Annotated in this window: 22 protein-coding genes and 3 pseudogenes; 6 read left to right on the top strand and 19 right to left on the bottom strand. The window is 61.0% G+C overall.

All coding sequences use genetic code 11. From position 1 onward, the window contains the following. Nucleotides 1–8: 8 nt before the first annotated feature. The 5 genes and pseudogenes from AB4Z53_RS20420 to AB4Z53_RS20400 form a co-directional block, all read right to left on the bottom strand. Nucleotides 9–1,058, bottom strand: a complete 1,050-nt coding sequence (locus tag AB4Z53_RS20420) for an ABC transporter permease (protein WP_441597488.1) — start codon at nt 1,056–1,058, stop codon at nt 9–11. A gap of 87 nt (nt 1,059–1,145) precedes the next feature. Further along, nucleotides 1,146–2,732: an ABC transporter substrate-binding protein gene (locus tag AB4Z53_RS20415; RefSeq protein ID WP_441597487.1), complete on the bottom strand. Its 1,587-nt coding sequence runs from the start codon at nt 2,730–2,732 to the stop codon at nt 1,146–1,148. Between the two features lie 244 nt (nt 2,733–2,976). Continuing rightward, nucleotides 2,977–3,594, bottom strand: coding sequence for a helix-turn-helix domain-containing protein (locus AB4Z53_RS20410; protein WP_291162326.1), 618 nt, complete (start codon nt 3,592–3,594; stop codon nt 2,977–2,979). 396 nt (nt 3,595–3,990) lie between these two features. After that, on the bottom strand, nt 3,991–4,656 hold the full coding sequence (locus AB4Z53_RS20405; RefSeq protein ID WP_441597486.1) for a DUF938 domain-containing protein: 666 nt from the start codon (nt 4,654–4,656) through the stop codon (nt 3,991–3,993). A gap of 112 nt (nt 4,657–4,768) precedes the next feature. After that, nucleotides 4,769–5,017: pseudogene (locus AB4Z53_RS20400) on the bottom strand (alpha/beta fold hydrolase); the annotation flags it as partial. A 255-nt stretch (nt 5,018–5,272) separates the two neighbouring features. On the opposite strand from AB4Z53_RS20400, the gene AB4Z53_RS20395 reads away from it, so the two are divergent. From AB4Z53_RS20395 to fabF, 3 genes are all read left to right on the top strand, one after another. Then, on the top strand, nt 5,273–5,866 hold the full coding sequence (locus AB4Z53_RS20395; RefSeq protein WP_441597485.1) for a TetR/AcrR family transcriptional regulator: 594 nt from the start codon (nt 5,273–5,275) through the stop codon (nt 5,864–5,866). A gap of 60 nt (nt 5,867–5,926) precedes the next feature. Next, the gene (locus tag AB4Z53_RS20390; RefSeq protein ID WP_441597484.1) at nt 5,927–7,120 is read left to right on the top strand and encodes an acetyl-CoA C-acyltransferase; all 1,194 of its coding nucleotides are present in this window, start codon (nt 5,927–5,929) and stop codon (nt 7,118–7,120) included. A gap of 88 nt (nt 7,121–7,208) precedes the next feature. Beyond that, nucleotides 7,209–8,477 carry a beta-ketoacyl-ACP synthase II gene (gene fabF, locus AB4Z53_RS20385; RefSeq protein ID WP_441597483.1) on the top strand — a complete coding sequence of 423 codons (1,269 nt, stop codon included), beginning with the start codon at nt 7,209–7,211 and terminating at the stop codon, nt 8,475–8,477. 232 nt (nt 8,478–8,709) lie between these two features. On the opposite strand, the pseudogene AB4Z53_RS20380 reads toward fabF, so the two are convergent. From AB4Z53_RS20380 to AB4Z53_RS20355, 6 genes and pseudogenes are all read right to left on the bottom strand, one after another. Then, nucleotides 8,710–8,899, bottom strand: a pseudogene (locus AB4Z53_RS20380) (MFS transporter); the annotation flags it as partial. Nucleotides 8,900–9,039: 140 nt separating this feature from the next. Continuing rightward, nucleotides 9,040–9,483, bottom strand: a complete 444-nt coding sequence (locus AB4Z53_RS20375; RefSeq protein ID WP_441597561.1) for a DoxX family protein — start codon at nt 9,481–9,483, stop codon at nt 9,040–9,042. 160 nt (nt 9,484–9,643) lie between these two features. Continuing rightward, nucleotides 9,644–11,629, bottom strand: a complete 1,986-nt coding sequence (locus AB4Z53_RS20370; protein WP_113536220.1) for an amidohydrolase — start codon at nt 11,627–11,629, stop codon at nt 9,644–9,646. After that, on the bottom strand, nt 11,629–11,907 hold the full coding sequence (locus tag AB4Z53_RS20365) for a XapX domain-containing protein (RefSeq protein ID WP_113536219.1): 279 nt from the start codon (nt 11,905–11,907) through the stop codon (nt 11,629–11,631). Before AB4Z53_RS20365 ends, AB4Z53_RS20370 begins: the two co-directional genes overlap by 1 nt. A 64-nt stretch (nt 11,908–11,971) precedes the next feature. Then, nucleotides 11,972–12,661 (bottom strand): hydrolase, encoded by a 690-nt coding sequence (locus tag AB4Z53_RS20360; protein WP_441597482.1) that lies wholly within the window; start codon nt 12,659–12,661, stop codon nt 11,972–11,974. 315 nt (nt 12,662–12,976) lie between these two features. After that, the gene (locus AB4Z53_RS20355; RefSeq protein WP_441597481.1) at nt 12,977–13,909 is read right to left on the bottom strand and encodes a VOC family protein; all 933 of its coding nucleotides are present in this window, start codon (nt 13,907–13,909) and stop codon (nt 12,977–12,979) included. A 111-nt stretch (nt 13,910–14,020) separates the two neighbouring features. Here AB4Z53_RS20355 and AB4Z53_RS20350 point away from each other — a divergent pair, with 111 nt between their 5' ends. Beyond that, entirely contained in the window at nt 14,021–14,920 is a 900-nt protein-coding gene (locus AB4Z53_RS20350) for a LysR family transcriptional regulator (protein WP_441597480.1), read from the top strand. A gap of 40 nt (nt 14,921–14,960) precedes the next feature. Here the strand turns inward: AB4Z53_RS20350 and AB4Z53_RS20345 are convergent, their stop codons facing one another. The 4 genes and pseudogenes from AB4Z53_RS20345 to AB4Z53_RS20330 form a co-directional block, all read right to left on the bottom strand. Continuing rightward, complete coding sequence (locus AB4Z53_RS20345) at nt 14,961–15,647, bottom strand: gamma-glutamylcyclotransferase (protein WP_441597479.1); 687 nt, start codon at nt 15,645–15,647, stop codon at nt 14,961–14,963. Nucleotides 15,648–15,764: 117 nt separating this feature from the next. Then, the gene (locus AB4Z53_RS20340) at nt 15,765–16,223 is read right to left on the bottom strand and encodes a RidA family protein (RefSeq protein ID WP_441597478.1); all 459 of its coding nucleotides are present in this window, start codon (nt 16,221–16,223) and stop codon (nt 15,765–15,767) included. Nucleotides 16,224–16,320: 97 nt separating this feature from the next. Beyond that, nucleotides 16,321–17,157 (bottom strand): alpha/beta fold hydrolase, encoded by an 837-nt coding sequence (locus AB4Z53_RS20335; protein WP_441597477.1) that lies wholly within the window; start codon nt 17,155–17,157, stop codon nt 16,321–16,323. A 460-nt stretch (nt 17,158–17,617) separates the two neighbouring features. Next, nucleotides 17,618–17,842: pseudogene (locus tag AB4Z53_RS20330) on the bottom strand (LysR family transcriptional regulator); the annotation flags it as partial. Nucleotides 17,843–18,053: 211 nt separating this feature from the next. Here AB4Z53_RS20330 and AB4Z53_RS20325 point away from each other — a divergent pair. Both AB4Z53_RS20325 and AB4Z53_RS20320 read left to right on the top strand, forming a co-directional pair. Continuing rightward, entirely contained in the window at nt 18,054–19,637 is a 1,584-nt protein-coding gene (locus AB4Z53_RS20325; protein ID WP_441597476.1) for a sulfatase-like hydrolase/transferase, read from the top strand. Nucleotides 19,638–20,324: 687 nt separating this feature from the next. Then, nucleotides 20,325–21,722 (top strand): sigma-54-dependent transcriptional regulator, encoded by a 1,398-nt coding sequence (locus AB4Z53_RS20320; RefSeq protein WP_441597475.1) that lies wholly within the window; start codon nt 20,325–20,327, stop codon nt 21,720–21,722. On the opposite strand, the gene AB4Z53_RS20315 is transcribed toward AB4Z53_RS20320, so the two are convergent. The 4 genes from AB4Z53_RS20315 to AB4Z53_RS20300 all read right to left on the bottom strand — a co-directional run bounded on the left by AB4Z53_RS20315 (nt 21,698) and on the right by AB4Z53_RS20300 (nt 25,251). After that, on the bottom strand, nt 21,698–22,447 hold the full coding sequence (locus tag AB4Z53_RS20315) for an amidohydrolase family protein (protein WP_113536209.1): 750 nt from the start codon (nt 22,445–22,447) through the stop codon (nt 21,698–21,700). The genes AB4Z53_RS20320 and AB4Z53_RS20315 overlap by 25 nt on opposite strands. A gap of 96 nt (nt 22,448–22,543) precedes the next feature. Continuing rightward, the gene (locus AB4Z53_RS20310; RefSeq protein ID WP_441597474.1) at nt 22,544–23,272 is read right to left on the bottom strand and encodes a hypothetical protein; all 729 of its coding nucleotides are present in this window, start codon (nt 23,270–23,272) and stop codon (nt 22,544–22,546) included. 40 nt (nt 23,273–23,312) lie between these two features. After that, nucleotides 23,313–24,161: a peptidoglycan-binding protein gene (locus tag AB4Z53_RS20305; RefSeq protein ID WP_441597473.1), complete on the bottom strand. Its 849-nt coding sequence runs from the start codon at nt 24,159–24,161 to the stop codon at nt 23,313–23,315. Between the two features lie 13 nt (nt 24,162–24,174). Next, entirely contained in the window at nt 24,175–25,251 is a 1,077-nt protein-coding gene (locus AB4Z53_RS20300) for an aminotransferase class I/II-fold pyridoxal phosphate-dependent enzyme (RefSeq protein ID WP_441597472.1), read from the bottom strand. Between the last annotated feature and the right edge of the window lie 14 nt (nt 25,252–25,265).

Below are 25,265 nucleotides of genomic sequence, written 5' to 3'. Positions count from 1 at the left end.
GCAGCCTCCTACCGGCGGCGAAGGTTGGAGCGCGGATCGAGCATCTGGTAGACGACGTCCGAGACCATGTTGAGCAGAACGAACACGGCGCCGACCAGCACCGTGCCGCCAAGCACGGCGTTGATGTCGGCTCTAAAAAGCGACGAGGCTATGTAGTTGCCGATGCCCGGCCAAGCGAAGACGGTCTCGACAAGCACGGAGCCTTCCAGCAGGCCGCCATAGGAAAGTGCGATCACCGTGACGAGCGGGATGGCGGCATTTCGTAGCGCATGCAGCATCACGGCGCGATATTCGGTCGCCCCCTTGAGGCGGGCCGTCAGCACGTATTCCCGCGACAGCTGGTCCAGCATCATCGAGCGTGTCATGCGCGAGATGTAGGCGAGGCTGTAATAGCCGAGCAGCGCTGCCGGCAGCACGATATGGCTCAAGGCATTGCCGAAGACTTCCCACTCGCCTGATAGAAGCGAGTCGATCAACAGCGAACCGGTTACCGGTTTGACGATGCCCTGATAGAAGACGTCGATCTGGCCAGGACCAGACACCCAGTCGAGCCGTGAATAAAAGACGAAAAGACCGACCAGTCCAAGCCAGAAGATTGGCACGGAATAGCCGATGAGGCCGACAAAGCGGATCACGTAGTCGGGCCATTTGTCGTGCCAATAGGCAGCGGCCACGCCCGCCGGCACGCCGATGAGCGTGCCGGCCAGAAGGCCGAGCGTCGCAAGCTCCAACGTCGCGGGAAAGAAGCCGGAAAGGTCTAAGAGCACGGGTCGGTTGGTGACGAAAGACGTGCCAAAATCGCCCCGAACGAGCTTTCCGGCATAGGCGAGGAACTGCTGCCAGAGCGGCTTGTCGAGGCCCATTTCGAGAAAGACGCGCTGATAGACCTCCTCGCTCGCCTTCTGTCCGACAACCGACAGGACCGGATCAATTGGCACGACGCGGCCGATGCAAAAGGTGAGTGCCACCAGGCCATTGAGCGTGATGCCCACGGTGAGGAGAAGCGTGAGGATCCGGCCGGTGACACCGAGAACCCGGTTGATGAGAACTGCCGGCACGAACCACTCCGTTGGCTTTGCTGGGACTGACCTCGGACGCGACCGGTGCCGGAGCCCCGATCGCGTCCGAAACATGGGTTCGGACGGCTACTTGGTTACGTTCCAGTAGCGGTCGTCGGCGAACGTCTGCCCGAGGACGACCCCCTTGACTGAACTGCGTACGCCGACCTTTCGGACCTGCTGGAACATGTAGAGGAAGGGCGAGGTGTCGGTGTGGGTCTTCTGGAGGGTCTCATACATCGCCCGGCGCTTGTCCGTATCCTGCTCGCGCACGGCCGCCATCGCATCCTGCGACAGGCTTCCAGCGTTCCAGCCAAATCGATCAGCAAGGCCGGCGGAACCGTCCGGCGCGTCCTGCTTGTTCACGGCAAAGGCCTTGGCGTTGGAGTGCGGGTCGGGATAGTCCGGGCCCCACAGGCCGAGCCAGATGTCGAGGTTTGACGAGCGATAGCGTTCCAGCCACTGCTGACCGTCGACCACTTCAAGGTTCAGCTTGACGCCGGCCTGCGCCATGGTCGCTTGGATCGCCTGGGCGAAATCCGTGTAGGGCGGTGTGTTCCAGACAACGGTATCCAGCGTGAGCTCACCCGAAATTCCAGCCTCGCCCAACAGCGCCTTCGCCTTCTCGATATCGAGCTTGTACGGATTGTAGTCGATTTCGCCGAGGAAGCCCTTCGGCACCAGCGTCTGGTGGACTTCCACCGTGCCGCGCGAGATCGTGTCAGCGATGCCCTGGTAGTCGACCAGGTACTTCAGCGCCTGCACGACCTTGGGCTTGGCCAGGTGCTCGTTCCTGACGTTCAGGCCCATGTAGTAGATGGTTCCGGAACGACCGTCGACGAAGCCGACGTCCGGGTTCTCCTCGATAGCGCCGAAATCATCCGGGCCGAGTTTGTTGGCTATGTCGATGTCGCCCTTTTCGAGCAACAGGCGCTGCGCGGCGCTTTCGGGAACATGCTGGAGGAAGATCCGCTCCAGGCCTCCGGTCTCGCCGGTATAGTTGGGATTGCGGGTCAACATGATCGACTGCTTGGGCTCCCAGCGCGTCAGCACATACGGGCCGGAACCGGCGGAGTTCTCAACCTTCAGCCAGCCATTGCCGAAGTCGCCATTGACCTCGTGCTCCTGCACCAGCTTGGAATCGACGATGCCGCCGACATAGGAGGACAGACAGTAGTAGAGGAATGACGGCGCATAGGTGTCACCGATCTCGATGACCAGCGTCATGTCGTCAGTCGCCTTGATGTGATCCTTGACGTTCTCAGGCGTGAAACCGAACTGGGTGAGGATGAAGGCAGAGCGCGACTTCATTTGCACGACGCGGCGCAGCGAATACTCCGCATCCCTCGCCGTCACCGGGTTGCCGGAGGCGAACTTCAGGCCCGGACGCATCTTGAAGGTATGGCTCTTGCCGTCCGGCGACGCCGTCCAGCTTTCGGCGAGCACACCGATAATCTTGCTGGAATCGTCGGTCGCTGCAGTCAGAAGCGGCTGGTAGATCTGATTTGCCGCAAGCACGCCGCCAACCTCCGACACCTCGCCCGGATCAAGCGTGATGATATCGTCGATGGCATCGGCGACCACGAGCGTGTTCTTCGGCGTTTCGGCCAGGGCTTGGCCAGTCGCCAGTGCCAGCACGAGGGCAACCCCATTGATCAGTTTTTTTGCGCGCATTTTTCCTCCTTCAGGCGTGCAGGTTTCACCTGCGTCCGCCCGCTCCCACGTTGCGTTGTTTGAAAAGCCTTCCGCTTTTACGGTCCGGTCCCGTGAAGGTTCCCGCACCGGCCAAGCTGTGCGCCCAATCGAGCGGCCTCCACCGCTCCCGCCCCTCTTGAACTTTAGTCAGGCTAAAGTTCAAGAGGGGCGGTTGTCAATCGGGCTCGTGACAATTTTGAATACTGACCTCTATTCTCCCCGATCACCGCTCCGGTATGATCCGCGTTGTGCCAACCCAAAGTTCCCGCGCCTCGCCAGGACCGACATTGCGTGCACGGTGCGGCAACGATGCGAGAAAATGTAACGTGTCCCCGGCCGTGAGTAGATATTTGCGGTCGCCGACCTCGTAGAGCATCTCGCCCTCGATGAGATAGAGGAAGTCTTCGCCCTCGTGGCGTGTCACATCCGAGACGTATCCGGGAGGCATGTGCGTGATACAGCTGTTGAGAAGCGCCCCGGGAAAACCGCGCTGCAATAGTTGGTACACCCGCTCTTCCGCCTCGAGAGTGTAGTTGTGGCGCTCGCTGGCATGCGAGACCACGGAGTGGGTGCGCTGCGGCACTTGCGGCAGAAAGGCCTCAACACTGGCCTCCAAACTGGAGGCGAGGTTGCAAAGCGAGATCAAGGAGGGCGTCGAAAGGCCGCGCTCTACTTGACTGACAAAGCCCTCACTGAGGCCGGCCTCGCGCGCTACCTGCCGCATGGTCTTGCCAATCTCTTTGCGCCGCTCTCGAAGCGCACGCCCGAGTGAAATAGCAGGTGGAAAAAGAGGGGATCGCTGAGAGGCCTTCTGCTGCACCTCCCGATCGTTGAAGCTCATATTGTCTTTCCGCATTTTGCTGGCCTGAGAAAACTTTAGTATCACTAAAGTAAGCCATGCAAGTTAAAATAGTGCCCGAGATGTTGTTTTGCGCTGCACGCCGACCTGGGATTGGCACAAAGAAATGCCGCCCTTGGGATGTTTCGGTGGACTTGCCGCCAACGAAGTGATGCAGCAGCGTCAGCACATGGGTCGTGGTTGGAAGGCCGGAAATTCAGCACTATCCCTGCAGCACGGCGTCTTCGTGGTGTTAAAGAACAAGCGATGAGCGGCGCGCGCCTCATGAGACGTGCCGGGCACGCTCTGTTCAGCGGCCGGGTGGAAATCGATGGATTCTGGATGACATCTTCAACGGCAAGCCTGCCGAGGAGGAATGTAGCGCTCCAGCTCCGCTGCCTACCGGTGGCGAAAGACCAGCAACATGTTGTTGGCAGGCATCTCGATCGTCTCGCGGAGATTAAGTCCCGCGGCCTCACCCACTTGTTCAAGATCAGCGATATCGCGCACACCCCATGATGGGTTTCGCTCTCTTAGAGCCGCGTCGAAGGCAGCGTTCGAAGGAGCGTTGTGTGCGCCATCGCGCATGTATGGGCCATAGAGAACAAGAAGCCCATCAGCGCGAAGCAAACGGCCAGCTCCTGCGAACAGACCTAAGCTTGCCGCCCATGGCGCAATATGGATCATATTGATCGACACGATGGCATCAAAATGCCCCGTTTGTTCGTCGCCCCAATGTTCTGAGCACACATCAATATCCCGCGGTGCCAGCACATTCTCCTGCCCCGCGAATTTGATCCAGCTGGACGTGCTGGCGCGCGCGTCGGCATCCGGATCGCTCGGCTGCCAAGTGAGATTGGGCATTGCTCCCGCAAAACACACGGCGTGCTCGCCGGTCCCGCAACCAATCTCCAGCACGGCCCCATGTGGTGGAAGGATATGTTTTAGGGCCGCGAGGATCGGCGCGGAATTTCGCGCAACGGAAGGCGAGAACATGCGCTGGTCGGAGCTTGTGTTGCGCAATTCCAGCGCAACAGACGAGCGAACTTCCTTCTCTGTAGGCATGGGTCTTGAACCTCCTTTGGGCGATGTCTCCCACCTTATCGCTGAGATTGAGGGACTGAAACCTGGCTCAAGGGTTGCTTTCAAAAATCGGAGCGCGGAAGGCGACCGACCAGGTCGGCACATCGATGATCTTCAGATCCTCGGTGAAATCCGTCTCGGAGAACGCCTTGATGCCGAGGTAGTGTGCGTTCGCAGCCCCTGTCATGCCCTGACGCCACCAATTCGAGACCATGGCATCCGATCGTTTTACGCCCGCACGATTGAAGCCGCAGAAGGGCCCGCCGGTAACGTCCAGATAGAACTTTGATCTGTTTGCTGCCAAGGCAGCCCGAGACCCGTCGAAGGCCTCGATCGGCAGTCCGGTGCTGGAGTCCCTGCGGCGATTGCCGCAACACTGATGGTGTCAAGAGAACACCCATTCGTCCCAATATTCTTATCGCTGAACCTGGGCGGCTCGGCTGATGCCGGTGTTTTTCTGCTCGCGTTGCCAAAGCACGAAGGGACGGCGAAAGGTTCTGGCTTGAGACTCTTAGATTTTATTCGCAATCTAAATCTTGACACTTAGATGACGATCGAAATATAACTCCACAGTCGCATTTGCTTGGTTGGGGCTGAAATGAGAGTGAGCCGCGTACAGGCGGAGGAAAACCGCCGAACCGTCGTCGACGTCGCAAGTCGCCTTTTTCGGGAGAGAGGCTTCGACGGCATCGGTCTGAACGATCTGATGAAGGGCGCCGGCCTGACCCAAGGCGGTTTCTACAAACAATTCGAATCCAAGGACCACCTCATCCTTGAGGCCTCTTCCAAGGCCTTGGAGAAGGGCGTGGCGAACTGGGCGGGGGTCGATTCCAAGGCAGCCGGCAAGCCGCTTCGCGCCCTCGTTCATTTCTACCTTTCCAGACAGCACCGTCAGGAAACAAGCATTGGATGCGCACTTGCCGCTCTCGCGCCGGAGGCTGCCCGCCGCAGCCCTGCTTTGCGCCAAGCTTTCGAGGCCGGCATCAACAACCATCTCGATATTCTCGACGGGATGGTCCCGTCCGACCCGGGCGGCGATACGCGCAACCGGTCTATCGCCGCACTCTCGACGATGGTCGGTGCGCTGGTGCTTTCACGCGCTGTAGACGACGAGCAACTCTCAAACCGGTTTCTTCAAGCCGCGGCCGAAAGTTTGCTCGCCGATGAGTCAGCATCGACGGCGCCGCACTAAAGCGCAGGCACTGCCCGCAAGAGACCTCCGCCATTTTTCCTCCTGAGGAAGGGATTTCACATGTCCAATCCATCGGACCCGATCGTGATCGTATCTGCCGTTCGCACGCCGCTTGGCCGTTTCCTCGGCGATCTTGCACCGGTCCGGGCGAGTTCGCTCGGCGCTCACGTCATCCGCGCCGCTCTTGAACGGGCACAGCTCTCGCCCGATCGTCCCGACGAGGTGCTGATGGGCTGTGTGCTTCCCGCAGGCCAGGGACAGGCCCCGGCCCGACAGGCCGCTCGCGACGCGAGTCTGCCCGATGCCGTTGGCGCCACCACGATCAACAAGGTCTGCGGTTCCGGCATGAAGGCGACCATGCTGGCGCATGATCTCATTCTTGCCGGATCGATCGATGTCGCCGTCGCCGGCGGTATGGAGTCGATGTCGAACGCGCCCTATCTGCTTTCCAAGGCGCGCGGTGGTTACCGCGCCGGGCATGACCGGATCTTCGACCATATGATGCTCGACGGGCTGGAAGATGCCTATGAGCCCGGCCGCCCGATGGGCGATTTTGGCGAGGCCGCAGCCGAAGCCTACGGCTTCAGCCGCGCAGATCAAGACGCCTATTCGGTCGAAACGCTGACACGCGCCCGCTCAGCGATCGAAGCCGGAGCCTTTGCCGCCGAGATCGCCCCGATCACTGTCGCTACCAAAGGCGCAGACAGGGTCATCAATACCGACGAGCATCCGCTGAAGGTCTCGCCCGAAAAGATCCCGAACCTGAAGCCCGCCTTTCGCGCCAATGGCACGATCACGGCAGCGAGTGCGTCGGCCAATGCCGACGGTGCGGCCGCGCTCGTTCTGACCCGTCGTTCGATTGCCGAGCGCGAAGGCATGCCGATCCTCGCTGAAATCAAGGCGCATGCGACGCACAGCCAGGAACCCGCCTGGTACACGACGGCACCTATTCCAGCGATCCGCAAGCTCTTGGAAAAGACCGGCTGGAGCGTCGACGACGTCGACCTCTTCGAAATCAACGAAGCCTTCGCCATTGTCGCCATGGCAGCGGCCAGGGACCTTGGCATCGCCCGAGATCGGTTGAACGTCAATGGCGGCGCCTGCGCGCTCGGTCATCCGATCGGAGCCACCGGCGCGCGACTGATCGTGACCCTGCTTCACGCATTGGCACGCCGCGGGCTTGCCAGGGGTGTCGCAGCCCTCTGCATCGGCGGCGGTGAGGCGACCGCGATCGCCATCGAGCGCCCGCGCTGAGAGCACTGAACGCGGCCCGCAATCCAGAGCAATTTCGAGCAACACGAACGGCTTCCATTCGGTTGCGCAACCCAGGTCAGGAGAGCCGATGCGTCGGATCGTTGTAACAGGAATGGGGGCGATCAGCCCTTTGGCAGCGGGCGTTGAGGCAGGCTGGTCGCGGCTTCTTGCCGGACGCTCGGGACTTCGTCGTTTGCCGGATGAGGTCGTCGCCGACCTTGGCAGCAAGATTGCCGGGACGGTGCCTACGCCTGCCGACGACGCGGAGGCTGGCTTCGATCCCGATCGGGTCATCCCGCCGAAAGACCAGCGCAAGATGGACCGCTTCATCCTGTTGGCGCTGGCAGCTGCGGAAGAGGCAATCGAACAGTCCGGCTGGAAGCCGGCAACAGAAATCGAACAGCAGCGCACGGCCACGGTGATCGCATCCGGCATCGGTGGCTTCCCGGCGATCTCGGAAGCGGTGCGCACGGTCGATCAACGTGGCGTTCGGCGGCTCTCTCCCTTCACGGTGCCCTCGTTTCTGGTGAACCTCGCCGCCGGCCAGATTTCGATCCGCCACGGGTTCAAGGGGCCGATCGGCGCACCGGTGACTGCCTGCGCCGCGGGCGTCCAGGCGATCGGCGATGCCGCGCGGCTGATCCGTGCTGGCGAGGCGGATATCGCAGTCTGCGGCGGGGCTGAAGCCTGCATCAATACCATCAGCCTCGGTGGCTTCGCCGCCGCCCGCACTCTATCGACCAGTTTCAACGAGACACCCGATCGCGCCTCGCGGCCGTTCGATGTGGATCGTGACGGTTTCGTCATGGGCGAAGGTGCCGGCATCGTCGTGATCGAGACGCTAGAGCACGCTTTGGCGCGGGGTGCGACACCGATTGCCGAAGTCGTCGGCTACGGCACGACGGCCGATGCCCACCATATCACCTCAGGTCCGGAGGACGGCGCAGGCGCCCGGCGCGCCATGGAAATCGCCATCGCCCAGGCCGGCATTCGTCCAAGCGATATCCGTCACCTTAACGCCCATGCGACCTCGACGCCCGTCGGCGACAAGGGCGAAATCGAGGCGATCAAGTCGGTCTTTGGAAACAACGGAAGTATCGCCGTCAGCGCGACGAAATCCGCAACTGGACATCTGCTGGGGGCTGCCGGCGGCCTGGAGGCGATCTTTACCGTGCTTGCGCTGCGCGACCAGGTGGTGCCGCCGACGCTCAATCTCGAAACGCCCGATCGGGCTGCCGAGGGCATCGACATCGTCGCCAACGCGGCGCGAAAGATGTCACTCGATTATGCCATCTCCAACGGCTTCGGCTTCGGTGGTGTCAATGCGAGCGTTGTGTTTCGCCGATGGCAAGCGTGATCATAATTACGTCGGAGATTGCGGCCGATGTCTTCGTCGCGGCGAAGACCCATTGCATGCGGCGAACGCGTCAAAATCTGTCCGGACGGAACGCCGAAAGGGCGAAACCCGAAGAGCGATTTGAAGTCAGGTCAACAACTAACTGCTCAGTGATCCCGGCCATCGCTAGGCCCAGATGGCCATGCCCGAAGGCATAGACCACCCGGTCTGAGCGCAGCGAAAACCCAAACCCGGGTGGACTGAATGCCGACAGCCTCACCGACCGCGCCCCAGCCGAGGCTTCCTGCTGTCATCGCACCGTTGAAGACGGTCGGATAGACGGCGAGACCACGACCTCGCACCCAGGGTAGGACGGACTGCGCGGCGCCATTGAGTGTCGTCAGGGCGGTGATCCATGCGCCTCCGAGGAAAAGAAGTGCGATGAAGCAAGCGACAGGACATTAGCCAGGCGCTTGCGACATCGCGCATGAAGCTTCCTTGCCAAGCACGGTTGCGATCCAGAGGACCGCGAACACAGGCTGCGAGAGAAGAGCGAAGGTGCCCCTGGATGATTTTGCGGCGCTCATTTGCCAGCTTCCTTGGATAAGTCGAATGCGGCGACGAAGAGGAATGCGCCAGCGAGGCCGAGATGTTCGAAGAAGGCGTTGGTCGCCATCATGCGATCCAGGCCCGGAGCCATCTCCCAGAAGCGCAACGCGATAAAGGTCGCGAGAAGCGTGAAGCCGGCCAGCGCCAGGGAGCCCGCCCACCGCAGGAAACCGGAGATCACCAGGGCGGAAGCCGTCAGTTCAAATGCGATAACGGCGATTGCGAAGAACGCGGCCGGCTGCAGGCCGAAATGTTCCATCTCCGCCAACGCGCCATTGAAGTCGAAGATCTTGGTGAGCGAACCCTGGATATAGGCTGCGCAAAGTGCCAGCAGCGAAACCGTCCGCACAACAGGCGAGGCGACGACGCGTGCCAAACCGCTCCGGACTGAGTTGGATTTTAGAGATTGGTAGATCATATCTGCTCCTGCGTGGTCGCCGCGAGCGGCTGCATTCGATGGAGCGATATTGTCTGGTTGCCGCCTTACCAACAATTGCAGCAATAGTTTCGATTTAATTGCAAAATCTGCAATTATAGAGTGATGCTCGGGTGACCAGATCACCCGAGCTGAAGTTTGCTCAGACCGCCCAGCAGGAGCAGCCGAGAGCGCCGAAGAAACCTTTGAGATCGGCGATCGGGAGCTTGGATGTCCAGGCACCGGCGTGGTCATGGCCGTGAACGCCGCAATCGCTCGCACATCCGCATGTGGAGATCGCGGTGCGGCGCAGGGAACGAGCGCCCGCCCCTTCCGGTTCACCCCAGGCCGCATAGCCGCCGAATTTGCGGACAGGCGACCAGTCGGGCATCGCAGGCGGGATGTCGTTCTCGTCCAGCGTCTTGAAGTCGCCCGCGCCATAGACGATCTTGCCGCCGACCATGGTCAGCTCCGATACCAGGAAGGAGATCTCATCCTCGGCGCAGGAGAAGAAATCCTTGTCCGGCACCACGAGGTCGGCAAACTGGCCCTTCTCAATACGCCCCTTCTTACCCTCCTCATTGGAGAACCATGTGACCTTTTCCGTCCACATTCGGAGCGCGGTTTCACGGTCGAGGCAGTTGGCTCGCGGATAGAGCTGCAGGCCGCCAACGGTCTTGCCAGTCACCATCCACGATAGCGAAACCCAAGGATTATAGGAGGCGACGCGGGTGGCATCGGTGCCAGCCGAGACGTTCACGCCCTTGTCGAGCATCTTCCTGATCGGCGGTGTCGCTTCCGCGACGCCGTGCCCGTAGCGCTCGACGAAATATTCGCCCTGATACGCCATGCGGTGCTGCGTGGCGATACCACCACCGAGGGCGGCGATCCGGTCGATCGAGCGGTCGGAGATCGTTTCTGCGTGGTCGAAGAACCAGTTCAGACCTTCGAGCGGGATGTCCTTGTTGACCTTCTCGAACACGTCGAGGGCGCGAGAGATCGTCTCGTCGTAAGTGGCATGCAGACGCCAGGGCCAGCGGTTTTCCGCCAGGACGCGGACGACCTCTTCAAGCTCGCCTTCCATTTCCGGGGCCATCTCCGGACGCGGCTGGCGGAAGTCCTCGAAGTCGGCGGCCGAGAAGACGAGCATCTCGCCGGCGCCGTTGTGGCGGAAGTAGTCATTGCCCTGCTTGTATTTGACTGACTGCGTCCAGTTCAGGAAGTCCTGCTTCTCTTCCTTCGGTTTCTGGGTGAAGAGGTTGTAGGCCAGCCGCACCGTCATCTGGTTCTCGTCGGAAAGCTTCTGGATGACTTCATAATCGTCGGGATAGTTCTGGAAGCCGCCGCCTGCATCGATGACACCTGTCACGCCGAGGCGGTTGAGTTCGCGCATGAAGTGGCGGGTCGAGTTGACCTGATAGTCGAGAGGAAGCTTCGGACCCTTCGCAAGTGTCGAATACAGAATGCCTGCATTCGGCTTGGCGAGAAGCATGCCCGTGGGGTTCCCGCTGGCATCACGCGTAATCTCGCCGCCAGGCGGGTTCGGCGTATCGCGGGTGTATCCGACGGCACGAAGAGCGGCGCCGTTGAGCAGCGCGCGGTCGTAGAGATGAAGGAGGAAGACAGGCGTGTCGGGCGCGACTGAGTTGATTTCCTCGATGGTCGGGAGGCGTTTTTCGGCGAACTGGTGTTCGGTGAAGCCGCCGACCACGCGCACCCATTGCGGCGCAGGCGTGATCGCCACTTGGCGCTTCAGCATGTCCATGGCGTCGGCGAGCGAGCGCACGCCATCCCAGCGCAGTTCCATGTTGTAGTTCAGGCCGCCGCGCACGACGTGGGTGTGGTTGTCAATGAGACCGGGCAGGACACGCTTGCCCTTGAGGTCGACGATCCTGGTGCTGGAACCTGCGAGTGCGATGATCTCGCTGTCGGATCCGACTTCGAGAAACAGACCATCCTTGATGGCGATCGCTGTCGCATTCGGATTGGTTCGGTCAAGAGTGGTCACGCGACCATTGTGGAGGATCAAGTCGGGATGCTGCACCGTGGCTACTCCTGTCTGGCTGGGATCGGCGGCTTTCGCCGGTGAGAAGAGGTTCGAGAAAGCAAGGCTCGATGCGCCTCCAAGAAAGGATCGACGCGTCGTCATCAGCTCCGCTCCCCTACATGAACCTTCGTCTGATGAGCAACCTCGTTGCCCTTCGGCAGATGACCGAACATGTGTGGCTTGATCTGATGGATCCATGAAATGGCCGCCGGTTCCCTCGTCCAGAGAGATTTCGCGAGCGGGATGATCTGTTCGCCGACCAGGATGCCCAAAAGGCCAACGAGGGCGATTACGGGCGGCGCGGGTGAGCGGACATTGAGCAGGCTGTAGACGATGCCAACAAGCAGGCCTGCGCCTAGCGATAGGAGGTAGAGCTTCATGGGATGATCTCCGGTTGCGAAAGGGCCGCTCCGACCGTGTGATCGGAGCGGTTGGATCGGGCCCCTACTTTGCGGGGTTCGGGCCGATGCGCTTGCCATGCCTGACGCGTTCTTCTGCGCCATGAACCATCGTGTAGGCGTAGTCGATGCCCATGCCGTAAGCGCCGGAATGCTCCTTCACCAGCGTGGTGACCGCATCGTAGGTTTCCTTCCGCGCCCAATCGCGCTGCCATTCGAGCAGGACCTGCTGCCAGGTGACCGGGATCACGCCTGCCTGCACCATCCGGTCCATCGCGTACTTGTGCGCGTCCGCGGAAGTGCCGCCGGAAGCATCGGCGACCATGTAGATCTCGTATTCCGGAACATCATGGAGAGCGGAAAGAGCAAACGTAGTGTTGCACACCTCGGTCCAGAGACCGGAGACGACGATCTTCTTCCGGCCGTTGGAGGCATTCTTCGCCAGAGCGTCACGGACGTTCTGATCGTCCCAGGAGTTCATCGACGTGCGCTCGAGGAGGTCGTTCTCCGGGAAAACGGCAAGGAGTTCGGGAAAGGTGTTGCCAGAGAAGGATTGCGTCTCGACCGTGGTGATCGTGGTTGGGATATCGAAGATCTTGGCGGCCTTGGCAAGGCCGACGACGTTGTTCTTCAACGTCTGGCGGTCAATCGACTGGACACCGAAGGCCATCTGCGGCTGCTGGTCAATGAAGATGAGCTGGCTGTTCGCCGGGGTCAGGACTTCAAGCTTGGACATGGTTCTTTCCTCTTCGGTTGCGGCCCGTGTGCGGTGCCAGAAAACGGTCAGCAGCGGTCGATCGGACGCCGTCGAGCGGCGCTCGCTCTGCAATTCTTTGAGTGTTGCTGGCTCCGTTCCGGGCCGATGCACTCGTCGTCTTGGCTGCTGAAAACAAACTTACCGCGCCGCTACCACCCGAGGAATTGCAATAAAAATTTTGATTGAATTGCTATATTTGAAATAATCGTTGCTTGGGGGCACGTTAGAAACGGAAGAACGCCGCGATCCTTTCGGATCACGGCGCTGTCATTCCAAACTTTCGGTGACTGCTGCTTATACCGCCAGCGGCACGAGATTGGCCTGGATCTGTTCGCGGTATTCCTCGTATCTGGCCGGAAGTTTAAGGGCTTCCCCGAGGTGGGCTGTATCCTCGTCGCGGTTGAATCCAGGCTCGTTTGTGGCGACCTCGAAGAGGATACCGCCCGGCGTGCGGAAGTAGATGGCCCAGAAATAATCGCGGTCGATGACGGGGGTGACCTGGTAGCCGGTGTCCATCAGCGCCTTGCGCACCTCTAGCTGCTTCTCGCGGTTGTCGACGGCGAATGCGATATGGTGCACCGAACCTGCACCTTGTCGCGCGAACGGTGTCTTTGGCAACGCCAGTAGATCGATCGTGTCCGCTCCGTTACCGTTGGGCATGATGAAGCGTACGACGTCGCCCTCCTTCTCGGCGCGCTCGTAGCCCATGAAGCCGAGCAGCTCCTCCGTTGCAGCGGTGTCGTGCAGGCTGAAGCGCGCGCCAGCGAAACCGCGGATGGCTGCATCATCTGGAATACCATCTGCCAGCCATGGAGCACGCTTGTCGTCAGCGGACTCGATAAGCGCAAAGCTGTCGCCGTCCGGTCCCATGAAACGGAGTCGGTCGACGCCGAAGACAGTATCGCGCTCCAGACCGTCCACGCCTTTGGTTGTGAAGCGATCCTGCCAGAACTTCAGCGATCCCTCGGGAACGGAGAACTGGGTCTCGCCGACTTCACCGACACCGGGGCGGCCAAGCATCATGTTCGGGAATGGGAAGTAGGTCATCACCGTTCCGGCCGAGCCCGCCTCGTCTCCATAGTAGAGGTGATAGACGCTCGGGTCGTCGAAGTTAACAGTCTGCTTGACGCGACGAAGACCGAGCGTGACGGTGAAGAATCGGTTGTTCTGCCGCGCGTCCGATGCCATCGAAGTCACGTGGTGCAGTCCCTTGATGTCCTTGATCATCCTGAAGCCTCTCGGTTTGAGTTCCGGTGTTGATAAGAATGTAGACCCGTTGATCGTCGTTCAGAATTGCAATATTCCTTTTGATTGAATTGCAATTCATGAAACAATGAGATGAACGACTACAAAGCTCTCCGAACCTTTCTGCTCGCGGCTGAGAAGCGGAACTTTGCCCAGGTCGCCCGCGAACTGGACATGACGCCCGCAGCCGTCACACGGGCGATCGCCGCACTCGAGGCGGAACTTGGCGTGCAGCTCTTCGTTCGCACGACGAGGCAGGTATCGCTGACAACCGACGGCGCAATCTTTGCGGCGCAGATCCAGCCAGCGTTCAAGACTCTGGAGGAGGCGCGGCGCGAAGTAATGAACGCACACAAGTCGGACGAGGGCCGGCTGCGTATCAGTGCGCCGACATGGTTCGGCAAGACAGTGCTGCCGCCGATCCTGTCTGGGTTCAAGGAACGCTATCCGAAGATGAGCTTCGAGATCTCGCTGTCCGATGGATTGGTGAACATCGTCGGCGACGACTACGATCTGGCGATCCGCATCTCGTCGCAGCCTTCGGACAAGTTCACGATCTGGAGGAAGATCCGGGTGGTGCCGCGCATCCTGGTTGCCGCTCCCGGAAGCAGATACGTCGACATGCAGCACCCGAACGAACTGAAGCCCGATGACTGCCTCGCCTACAGCGGCGAAAGCCGGCGTGAGAACTGGGTGCTGTCGGACGGTGCGTCAAGCATCGCGATTTCGGCAGGTCGAGCCTTCAGCGCGAACAGCGGAGAGGTTCTGGCGGACATGGCCGCCGACGGCGCGGGTGTCGCGCTGCTTCCAGGATTCAACATCGCCGATCACATCAGTAGCGGTCGCCTCGTCCACGTCTTCAAGGGATGGGCGCCGCCGGAACTGTGGCTGACGCTGTTCTACCCGCCCTACCAAACCCTCCCGCCAAGGATTGCGTCATTCTCCAAGTTCTTCGAGGAGCAGGTCGCGGCAAAGATGGTCATGTTGGACTGACGCACGCAAATGCCCGTCACCATGCTCTGGCACACCCGTTTCAGATTGGATCATGCTGTTGGAGTGCTCGAAGCCTACCCGCGACTATTTGCTGTAGCTGCCATAGGTTTCGATCATAGATTTTGCGGTCCGCCAGATCTGAAACCGTCCGATGCAGGTATTCCGCGCAAGATCCGGCAGGTCCACAGGCCTGCGCGATCAACCCTGCCGCCTCTTCGAGGGGGATCTTCTGCGTGAGCGCAGATTGCCTGCCGCTCGCCCAGAACGCGAGCGCCCGCCGCACACCCGTCGGTGTCTTGACTGAAACCCACCGCACCATGTCGCACACTTCGGCATACCGTAGCTCTCGCGCCAGAAGAGTGCGCAGATCCTCCCTCCTGGTAGTGCACGCAAGCTTGAGGACAAGACCCGAACAGCTTCCTCCTGGCCGAAGCGCGAGCATGAGACCGGGCGCGTCGGAGGTGGCCCTTAGCCGCTCAATCCTCAACGAGAACGCACGGTGCCAGCCGTAAGCGACGGCCTCTTCGCTGGCAGTCACCTCGAAACCCGGGTTCCACATCAAGGAACCATACGCGAACACCCATATCTCCTCGTCACCGGCCTCTTCCTCAACCCTGCAGACGAGGTCGTCGAGCTGCTCGGGCGAGATCGGATGCCAATTGGGTTCCGGGCCTTCGTCTTTTACAATCCTGATGGTGGTGGCGACGAGCTCGGGGGTAAGGTCCATGGTAGCAGGTGCGGGCGCCTTGGCGGCCGGTGTCTTTGGCATCGTGTCAACCGTTTCAACGAGTTTGCCGCCGGCGGCTCATGGCCTCCGGCGGTTCTTGGGGTGGCTGCCGCCCGATCAATCAGCGGGTCGGTTGATGATTGCCCGGAACGTGATTTCGACGAGCTGCTCGGGGAAAGCCAGCGCCGAAACCCCGATGAGATTGCTGGCGCACTGGGGCACATCGGTGCCGTACATTTCCTTGCGGACCTTGGATCCAGCGGCAAAGGCGCTAGGAACATCAAGCACGTACAGCGTCTCTTCAACGACATCATCGAGGGTCGCACCGTATCTGGCCAGCAGCGTCTTTGCGTTGACGTAGGTCTGGCGGACCTGGCTCTCCATGTGCGAGAAGTCCACAGGCCGCCTATCCTCATCGAGTTCCGCCGGAGCGACAAGATTGCCGTCGTCATCGTGGCTCAACTGGCCCGAGAGATAGATCGTGTCCTTGACCTGCACGGCCTGAACATATCCGAAGGCGCGCTCCCAGGCGACGCCATGGTTCTCTACCTTTTTGGATGGTTTGCTGTTCGTCATGATAGCTTCCTTGCATAGAATGATGGCGCGCCGAGTACGCACTCGTGGTTCATGGAGGCGACGGATGCTTGGGAGGCCGCACCCGCCGCCGGAGCGATCAGGCCTTCACGAAGGCCAGGAGACCGGCATTCAAGACATCTGCGTTGATGGTCAGCATGCCATGCGAGAAGCCGGGATAGGTCTTGAGCGCGCCATTCTTCAGGAGCTTGGAAGACTTCAGTGCAGAGTCTTCGATCGGCACGATCTGGTCGTCTTCGCCGTGTAAGACCAGCGTCGGCACCGTGATGGCCTTCAGGTCTTCCGTCTGGTCGGTTTCGGAGAAAGCCTTGATGCCATCGTAATGGGCCTTCGCTCCGCCCATCATGCCCTGGCGCCACCAATTCTGGATCACGCCTTCCTGGACTGTGGCACCATCACGGTTGAAGCCGTAGAACGGGCCGGCCGGAACGTCGCGGAAGAACTGCGCGCGGTTGGCGGCAAGCGCCGAACGGAACCCGTCGAAGACTTCCATCGGCAGGCCTTCAGGATTGGCTTCAGTCTTGAGCATCAGTGGAGGCACGGCGGAGACGAGAACCGCCTTGGCGACGCGACCGCTCGGCTGGCCGTGCTTGGCGACATAGCGGGCGACCTCGCCACCACCAGTCGAGTGACCGATGTGGACGGCATTCTTAAGGTCGAGCGCTTCGACGACGGCAAAGGCATCCGCGGCGTAATGATCCATATCATGGCCGTCGGAAACCTGGGCGGAACGTCCGTGACCACGGCGATCATGAGCAACGACGCGATAACCCTTCGACAGGAAGAACAGCATCTGAGCATCCCAGTCGTCCGACGACAGCGGCCAGCCGTGGTGGAAGACGATCGGCTGAGCGTCCTTCGGACCCCAGTCCTTGTAGAATATTTCAACGCCGTCCTTGGTGGTGACATATGCCATTGTCTTGGTTCCTTCGGTTATGCTGGATGCTGATGCAGCCTTGGCTGCTAGATTGAGCGATGGTGAAATCGCAAAGGCTGCGACGGCGGCACCTGCGGAACGAAGCGCGCTCCTGCGTGTGATGGAAGAAAAGGTCTGGGTCATTTTCGTCTGCCTGCGGCTTCTTCATTGAGGCTTCAGTCGACACTAAGTTCGTCTGACGGGCTGATAGTGCCGCAAGCGCATGGCACTCACAATTGCGCCAATAGTTTCGATTTTATTGCGGAAATTGAAACGGTGAGGCGATCGATGGTCCGATGGTTCCTCAACATTTCGCCACGCTACGGTCCGATCAGCCCCGGTCCTGAATGCTCAAGCGGAGACAAACGCCTTGGTCTGGTACAGACGCGTCGCGCAGCGGCTTGGAGCTAGGCCAATGGCCGATCGTGAAGTGAGGGTGGGCGATCAAGCACCCTCCCCCTCACCTGCCCGGCCGCGCCAGCGACCGGGCAATGTCGATGATGTCGTCCCGTGACGCCGTCGGATCTTCCTTGTTCCAGGCGACGCCCAGCCCGATCTTCAGATCGACGCCGCGCACGGACTTAAGCTCGAAGTTGCGGTTCGGCAGATCCTTCGTCCATTCCGGCGCAAAGCCGATGCCGAGGCCGGCTGAAACCAGCGACACCAGCGAGAACGTGTCGTCGCAGCGTTTTTAGGATGAACCGAGTGCGGTCGAAGCCTTGATCTTCCTGCGGCTGTAAGGATCGGGCAAAAGCGGAAAAGCCCATTCTCGCTCATAGTGCATGCGACGTCATCAAAGCTTTCCACCAGAACGAGCATTTTCACGAAGACTATTAGTCTGACATTAACAACTATACCGCCTTCTTGTGCTGTTATTCTCGCACAGGTTGCTTGTGATGGCTGATCATACTCATACCCAGCGATTCTTTTGGCCRGTTTGGGCGTTCGTTTTCGCCTACGGGCTAACGCATATTTTTGTTTATGCCGTTGACGTCAATCCGTCCGTCATCCTTTACTTATTCCCAATTGTGGGCTTGGCCTTCTTCCTGATGCGCCTTGGGCGATCGGCCCCAAATGCAAGGTCCGACGCCGGCTGGTGGCTGCCCCTCGCCCCGCTTACCCTCTGGATGATTTGGCATGTTTTCGTTCAGGTGTTCGGCGCCTTTTCGATACCTGCTATCCTATTTCACCTTCAATACGATCTCGGCTCCAACGATGTTGCCTCCGAAGTCGCTCTGCAAATAGCGAATGCCATTCTCCCATTTGTTCTTGTCGCGACCTGTTGGGTTGCGTTTGCGCGAGGAAACAGACAGCTACAACGATTTGGCAGAGCAATGGTCTTGCCCTTCCTCGTGGTCAACCCGTTTACAACCGCAACGGCAGCGTACCTTAAGAGCGCCTATTCCACATCCAGTATTTCCCTGGCTTCCTACTACACCGACCCGTCCCTTGCGGCGGCGCCGACGGAGAAGCCCAAGAACCTGATCCGCGTCATTCTGGAGAGCACCGAAAGAACAATCTGGAACGAGGATTTGTTCGGCCATGTCGCAGCACCGCTGAAAAAGCTCGAACAGCGTGGATTCTCGGCAACCGGAATTCACCAGATAGAACTTACGGGATGGACGCTCGCTGGAACGGTGGCGAGCGATTGCGGCGTGCCCCTCTTCAGCCTTGGTGCAATCGACCGCAACGAGTTCTCGAACATTGCCGATTTTATGCCGAACGCGACATGCCTGGGCGACGTGCTCGCACGGGACGGCTACCGACAGGTTTTTATCAAGGGAGCTCAGCTTAGCTTTTCGGGCACCGACCGGTATCTCGCCGCCCACAAATATGAAGAGACATACGGCTTCGACGAGCTCGCGGGCGAAGAACGCGTCTCTGACAATGATTGGGGCCTGGACGACGAACGCGTTTTTGAAGCTGCGTTTCAACAGATCGAGCTGTTGAAACGCGAAGCAAAGCCGTTCCATATGACGCTTCAAACTCTGGGTGGCCACAGCCCACGCGGCTATATATCAAATGGCTGCACAGGACGTTCGGACATTATGAGCTATCCGAATGACACGCTCAGGGCTCTGGCGTGCACCAATGCCTTGACTGCCGAGTTTGTCGACCGCCTGGAGCGGTCTGGCCTTATGGAAGACACTGTCCTTGTCATTCAAAGCGACCATCTTGCCATGCGCAACGAGATATATTCGATGCTTGAGGGTCAGGAGCGGCGCAACATGCTGATTATTATCAAAGAGGGAATTTCAGGCCAAACAGCCCCAAAGGCCGGAAGTATGATCGATGTCCTTCCGACGATCCTGGAGGCCATGAACTACGAGCTTCCGAACGATCGGGCCGGCTTGGGAACATCGTTGTTTTCCTCCGCACCAACTTTGGTAGAGCAGATAGGCTTGCCTTTCCTTGATCATTCCATCCTGGCCGATACCGCATTGCGCGACCGCCTATGGGGCCTGAAACCATCGACTTGATCGGCCGGAAGCCGGACACAGCTACTTCACTCGGATATGTGAGCCGATATCCAGAGCGGGGACGACCGTCCTCGAGAAGCATTTATTGGTCACCAAGCGACCGCCGCTCAATTGCGGCCAGATACGTGGAAGAGGGTCAAGTGCAGCCGTTCGAGGGCGTCGCCGAAGGCCATAGCGCGGCTGTCATGCCGCATTTGCGCGAATGCGGGTGATCCCCCACTGGAAACAACCCGGCTCGTATCATCGATGAGCGCGACGCTTAAGAACTTTGACCTGGGCCGGGTGCCCATTTCGTTTTGGTTCGCATGCCGCCCAAAGCGGCATTATCGTTAACGTCGAATGAACCACACATATTGAGGAAGACCCAGGTTTGGTTGAACTCGTCAATGATGAGAGATACTCTCCCGAGCTTGAAGATTGGCCCACGCGCCGGGCAGGAACCGTGGTTCTTGTGGTCGCATCTTAGTAATGGCAGCCTAGGGGTTGCCCAGTGTCAGCGCAGCGTATTCGTGAAATTCGAGTCGGCAACGATGGTGTTGAAATTCCGTCAAATGATGTGCGCCACCTCTTTTTGCGCATGGGCCGGGCCTGGGAAGGCGGCACTTGCCACAAGCAAGTGATCGAACGCGCCTCGACGCGGTAGGTTTTGCGGATCTAACCATCGCCGCTTGATGTGGAGCGGCCGCGATGGGGAACCCGGTCCGTTTTTTGTGTTTCGCAGGCACGGGGACAGCCGTCGATGTCGTGCGAAGCCGGCTATCGGAACTCGGCTTTCAGGACGCGCTTGCAGAACGCGAAGGCGACGCCGAGTACTGCATTGCCTTCATCTCGGACGTCGATGCCGCGCTCATCGCCTATATCGGCGAGCTGTCACAGCGCTTCCAGCTCATCGTTGTCCTGATCCCGGGTTCAAACGGCGCGGCAGATGCGCGGTGGGAGCTTCTCAACGCAGGCGCCATGGACGTGCTCGACTGGAGCGACGAGCGTGCGCTGCCCGAGGAAATCGCGGCGCGCCTCACGCGCTGGATCGAGATCGCGCAGCTGGTCGAGAGCGACACGCTTCGGCAGAACCTCGTCGGTGGCTCCCTGTGCTGGAAATCATTGAAGCGCAAACTGGTCGAGGCGGCCGCATATTCCTTGGGCAACGTGCTCCTCGTCGGCGAGACCGGCACCGGCAAGGAGCAGATCGCCAGAGCTATTCACAAGCTTAGCAAGCGGGCAGGCAAGCCGGAACTGGTCGTCGTCGACTGCACTATTTTGTCTCCGGAGCTGTCGGGAAGCGAGCTGTTCGGGCACGAACGCGGCGCCTTCACCGGGGCTATCACGGAGCGTGACGGCGCCTTCGCACTCGCCAATGGAGGCTCGCTCTTCCTCGACGAGATCGGCGAACTGCCATTGCAGCTGCAGGCGCAACTGCTGCGCGTGATCCAGGAGCGTACCTACAAGCGCGTCGGCGGCAATGTGTGGAACCGCTCCGAGTTTCGCCTGATCTGCGCCAGCAACCGCGACCTGGAGAAACTCGTGGCGGAAGGCGGCTTTCGCGGCGACCTGTACTACCGGATCGCCGACTGGGTGATCAACCCGCCGCCGCTGCGCGAGCGGCGCGCCGACATCCTCCCGCTGGCGCGGCATTTCCTGACGGCTGCGAGCGGCGACGCCGCCGCTCCCGAAATCGAACCGGCCCTGGCCGACTATCTCGTCAGCCGTGACTATCCAGGTAATGTGCGCGATCTGAGACGGCTGGTAATGCGTCTTCATTCGCGCCATGTCGGCAAGGGACCGATCACGATCGGGGCGCTTCCGGTCGACGATCGGCCGGCGGGCGGGCGACCGCCCGAACCATTCGGCGAGCCCGGCTTCCTGCTGGCAATCCAGCACGCCTTCGACTACGGCATTGGCCTGAAGGAAATCGGCCGCGCCGTTTCCAACGCTGCCATCAACCTGTCGCTCGAACAGGAGCGCGGCAACCTACATCGCGCCGCGCGCCGCCTCGGGATCACCGATCGCGCGCTGCAACTGCGCCGCGCCGGTCAAGGCCAGCCGGCCGTGGCCGGCGCACGTCACGCGGCGACCGAGAACCCCTGAACGCGGCTGACAAGCCTGAGCACATTGCCGCCGAGGACCGCTGCACGGTCTTCGGGGTTGAGACCAAGCGCCTCGATCTTGGCGATCTCGACGCCGGGATGCAGCCAGGGCCCGTCCGACCCAAACAGTATCTTGCTGGCGCCGGCGCGTTTGACCGCCTCTTCGAGAATGTCGAAACGACGCACGCCGGCAGTGTCGGTGAAGATATTCCTGTGCCGGACCAGATGGTCAATGAGCGCACTCTGCGCCTTCCAGTCGTCGGCGAAACTACCGAGATGCGGAATGATGAACGGCACGTCCGGATATTCTTGGGCAAGGATTTCGGCGACCGAAACTTCACCCATGACGTCATAGAGGACCGGAAGCCGATAGCGGCGCGCGGCTTCGCAGATCTCGCGGGTTATGTGCCCGTCGTGACGATGAACCTTGATGCCGACGAGGCCCAGCGACACTACCGCCTCGCGGATCATCATCTCGACGCGGCCCTTGTCGGCGACCGGGTGAACAAAGGCGAAGCCGAGAAGGCGATCGGGTCTGCCGGCAATGATGCGCGCCACTTCCCGATTGGCCAGAAGGTAGCCGTCGGAAAAGGCCGCGAAGATGATGGTGCGGTCGATATTGGCCTCGCGCGCACGGGCGAGATAACGGCCAAGCGGAGCGGACGTGTCGGCAGGCTGCGTGAGCCCGTTGCCCTTTCCGGCGTGACAATGGCAGTCGATGATCATGGCCAGAGAACCTCAATGCGGTTACCGGACCCGGCCCGCCACGGCCGGGCTCATCCCGAAAGGATTGGGGACAGCCGTCCGCGGCGGACAGGATGTTTACACGCCTTCGATGACCACGGCGTTGCCGCGGCGCCACCACCTGCCGCCCGCAGATCTTCCGGCGATCGCCGAAGCCCCACCCGATGCGGCCAGCCCTTTCGACGGGTACGACGTGCGGGCTCCGGACGCGACCTGCCGCAGCACGGTGGCATTCACGCCAGGCACATGACGGCGCGTTGCGTTGGCCACGACGCTGCGCGCAATCTGCTCGGCAGGCGCAGAACCGGGCACGACCGGCGAGGTTCCGAGCGCCGCCGAGGCATCGGCGATCGCGGTTGCTGCAATCCTGATAAAGCGGCGAGCCTTCTCGATGTCGGCCTGATCCGGGCTCATCCCCGCGGTTTCCAATTCGAGCGCGCTGGCCACAGCCTGGCCCAGCCCCCGGCCGATCATCGTTCCGACCCCAGGAATGGGGATCAGCGAGCCGAGCGCGCCGCCGGCGATCGGCAGCGCGGCCTTGGCAAGCGACTTCAGCGCCGGGCCGACCACCGGCAGCACGTTCTTGCCGACGAACTTGCCGACCGATTTCAGACCGGCGCCGACTTTCTTGAAGAGACCGCCAAGGAATTGCTCAAGCTCCTGTTCGTTCTGGGCAGAGAGCAGTTCCATGGCCAGTTCGAACTCTTCGTTCTCTGAGAGGAGCTCGCCGGCCTCGAAAGCTCCATACAGTTCAAATTCCCCTGCCGCGGCGCGGCAGTTTGGGCAATTGCAGCTCAGCGGATGCATACTAGCCTCCTGTTGTTAGAGTGACGTGATGATTGCGTGTTCAGATTTCATTGAGCGCGAGGACCTCCAGCTCGGTGACCCTGTTGAGGCGGTTGTTGTCGTTCTTGTGATGCTCGTTGATCTTCTTTTCGAGCGCACGGACCTGCGCTTCCGTGGCGTCCCTCATGAGGTGGAGCGCGAGCTTCATGCCTCTTGCGGTCTTCCCGAAATGCGACAGGCACCACATGTGCTGGATGAGGCGGCGGCGCAGATCGACGGCCTTGCCGGTGTAGAACTTGCCGGTGGGCGTGTGGAAGCGGTAGAGACCGGGAATCTTCTGGTTGCCCAGCGCCTTCAACACGAGCGCCACGGGCTTTGCATTGGCAACCGCGAGCGCGTTTTCCGCCCTCAGCGCCTCACCCGATAGCTCCCATTCGAATTCGAACTCGCGCTGCTCACGGTCGCGCCGGACCCTGCGTAACGCGGCCTCGGTATCCGGACCGATGAAGCCGCTGACCGGCAAGCGACAACGCCGCTGGAAGGCGCGTATCCATTGTCGTAAGGAGTTGGTCATGACGCCGTCGACACTAAGCGTGGTCCCGAGAGCGGTGTTGAGCGTGTCCTGCACCCAGCGGACATATTCGGAGCTGCCCGGACGCGCCGGCTCTCCGTCCGCCATGCGCAGCGCTGGCTGCGGATCCGGCTCGTCGTATGCAGGGCCGATCGTCGGGTAGCGCGGGCCGCCAGATCGCCGCCTGCGCCAGGCGGGAATGTATGGCGGCTGGGACGAGCGCGTCGGGCGGGGCGGCTGTCCACCCCTCGGCCCCGCGGCTGCGCCACGGGCGGACCTGGATGAGCGCTCGAATTCCAGTTGCGCCGGGAAAGGGTCGATGGTTCGGATCGTGCTCATAACGCCTCCTGTCTCACGCGGCCGAAATGCCGTCCGCGATGCGCTCCAGTGCGGCCAGCAGGCGGCCGATGTCGGCCGGCGCATGACGCGCAGTCACCAAAAACGAAAGGTTCGGATTGCCCTCGCCGCACGAACGGGTCGCCAGCGCGCGCACGCCCATGCCGGCAAGCGACTCCAGCGCGGCTCGCGCCGCGTCGGTGGAAGGCATGGCGATGGTTTGCATCGGAACCGGCAGCAGGCTCCTGACCTGCAAACCTATCCGCCTCACGCCGGCGCGAAACTGCTCGACAAGCAGCGCGACGCGCGCCCGCAAAGTGTCGCCGGCGCTGCAGTTTGCCGCAAGCGCGGACATTGCCGCGGCAATGTCCGCGACCGACGGCGGGCTGGTGTGAACACGGGTTTCCCCGTCACGCGCGGCGCGCGCGATGAAGTCTTGGGTGCCGCACAGCACGGCCAAAGGCACGCCGAACGCCTTGGCGAGCGATGCACCCGTCGCAATGTTGGCACAGGACAGGCCATGCCAGGCGAGCGAGCCGCCACCGCCGAGGCCAAGCGGTTTGGCCGGCGACGGGTTGCGGCCAAGCACACCGAGCGCCTGGGTGTCGTCGATCACAAGGCGCCCTCCCATGTCGGCCGCCAGGCGCGACAGAGCGGGCAAAGGCGCTACCTGGCCGCAAGATGGGCAAAGCCCATCCGTGACGATGACCGGACGCTGGCCGGCGCGACGCGCCTTTCGCAGCCGCCGCTCCAAGCTGGCCGTATCATGGTGCCGGTAGGTCTCCACCGGCACCTGGTCGAGCTGGACGCGCTCGGCGCTCCAGCGTGCGATCGGATAGGATGAAGCGTCGAACAGGAGAAGGCTGTCCTTCGACACGGCGGCCTGGAACAGATCGCGGAACAGGTGCAGCGTCGAAGGATAGAGCAGCCCAGCCTCCTCGCCCATGAGCAGTGCCAGGTCCCGCGCCAGCGGGCGCGCGCCCTTGGGCTCATCGAGGGCGGCGGGCCGGCCGAGCGTCAACGCCTGCCACGGGGCAAGCGATGCGCTCGGATGGTCCAACCCGAGATAGAGTGCGGACGTAAAGTCCAGCATGGCACACACTCCCT

Origin of the sequence: Ensifer sp. 2TAB8, from assembly GCF_052115125.1 — a bacterium.
Taxonomy (GTDB): Bacteria; Pseudomonadota; Alphaproteobacteria; order Rhizobiales; family Rhizobiaceae; genus Ensifer.
The sequence above is the reverse complement of the archived record's forward strand: the minus strand, read 5'-3'. Positions and strand labels throughout refer to the sequence as shown.

What these genes read in the sequence shown, in the direction of transcription:
- AB4Z53_RS20415 (WP_441597487.1), bottom strand. Translation starts at nt 2,732, where the DNA reads ATGCGCGCAAAAAAACTGATCAATGGGGTTGCCCTCGTGCTGGCACTG.
- AB4Z53_RS20410 (WP_291162326.1), bottom strand. Translation starts at nt 3,594, where the DNA reads ATGAGCTTCAACGATCGGGAGGTGCAGCAGAAGGCCTCTCAGCGATCC.
- AB4Z53_RS20405 (WP_441597486.1), bottom strand. Translation starts at nt 4,656, where the DNA reads ATGCCTACAGAGAAGGAAGTTCGCTCGTCTGTTGCGCTGGAATTGCGC.
- AB4Z53_RS20395 (WP_441597485.1), top strand. Translation starts at nt 5,273, where the DNA reads ATGAGAGTGAGCCGCGTACAGGCGGAGGAAAACCGCCGAACCGTCGTC.
- AB4Z53_RS20390 (WP_441597484.1), top strand. Translation starts at nt 5,927, where the DNA reads ATGTCCAATCCATCGGACCCGATCGTGATCGTATCTGCCGTTCGCACG.
- fabF (WP_441597483.1), top strand. Translation starts at nt 7,209, where the DNA reads ATGCGTCGGATCGTTGTAACAGGAATGGGGGCGATCAGCCCTTTGGCA.
- AB4Z53_RS20375 (WP_441597561.1), bottom strand. Translation starts at nt 9,483, where the DNA reads ATGATCTACCAATCTCTAAAATCCAACTCAGTCCGGAGCGGTTTGGCA.
- AB4Z53_RS20370 (WP_113536220.1), bottom strand. Translation starts at nt 11,629, where the DNA reads ATGACGACGCGTCGATCCTTTCTTGGAGGCGCATCGAGCCTTGCTTTC.
- AB4Z53_RS20365 (WP_113536219.1), bottom strand. Translation starts at nt 11,907, where the DNA reads ATGAAGCTCTACCTCCTATCGCTAGGCGCAGGCCTGCTTGTTGGCATC.
- AB4Z53_RS20360 (WP_441597482.1), bottom strand. Translation starts at nt 12,661, where the DNA reads ATGTCCAAGCTTGAAGTCCTGACCCCGGCGAACAGCCAGCTCATCTTC.
- AB4Z53_RS20355 (WP_441597481.1), bottom strand. Translation starts at nt 13,909, where the DNA reads ATGATCAAGGACATCAAGGGACTGCACCACGTGACTTCGATGGCATCG.
- AB4Z53_RS20350 (WP_441597480.1), top strand. Translation starts at nt 14,021, where the DNA reads ATGAACGACTACAAAGCTCTCCGAACCTTTCTGCTCGCGGCTGAGAAG.
- AB4Z53_RS20345 (WP_441597479.1), bottom strand. Translation starts at nt 15,647, where the DNA reads ATGGACCTTACCCCCGAGCTCGTCGCCACCACCATCAGGATTGTAAAA.
- AB4Z53_RS20340 (WP_441597478.1), bottom strand. Translation starts at nt 16,223, where the DNA reads ATGACGAACAGCAAACCATCCAAAAAGGTAGAGAACCATGGCGTCGCC.
- AB4Z53_RS20335 (WP_441597477.1), bottom strand. Translation starts at nt 17,157, where the DNA reads ATGGCATATGTCACCACCAAGGACGGCGTTGAAATATTCTACAAGGAC.
- AB4Z53_RS20320 (WP_441597475.1), top strand. Translation starts at nt 20,325, where the DNA reads ATGGGGAACCCGGTCCGTTTTTTGTGTTTCGCAGGCACGGGGACAGCC.
- AB4Z53_RS20315 (WP_113536209.1), bottom strand. Translation starts at nt 22,447, where the DNA reads ATGATCATCGACTGCCATTGTCACGCCGGAAAGGGCAACGGGCTCACG.
- AB4Z53_RS20310 (WP_441597474.1), bottom strand. Translation starts at nt 23,272, where the DNA reads ATGCATCCGCTGAGCTGCAATTGCCCAAACTGCCGCGCCGCGGCAGGG.
- AB4Z53_RS20305 (WP_441597473.1), bottom strand. Translation starts at nt 24,161, where the DNA reads ATGAGCACGATCCGAACCATCGACCCTTTCCCGGCGCAACTGGAATTC.
- AB4Z53_RS20300 (WP_441597472.1), bottom strand. Translation starts at nt 25,251, where the DNA reads ATGCTGGACTTTACGTCCGCACTCTATCTCGGGTTGGACCATCCGAGC.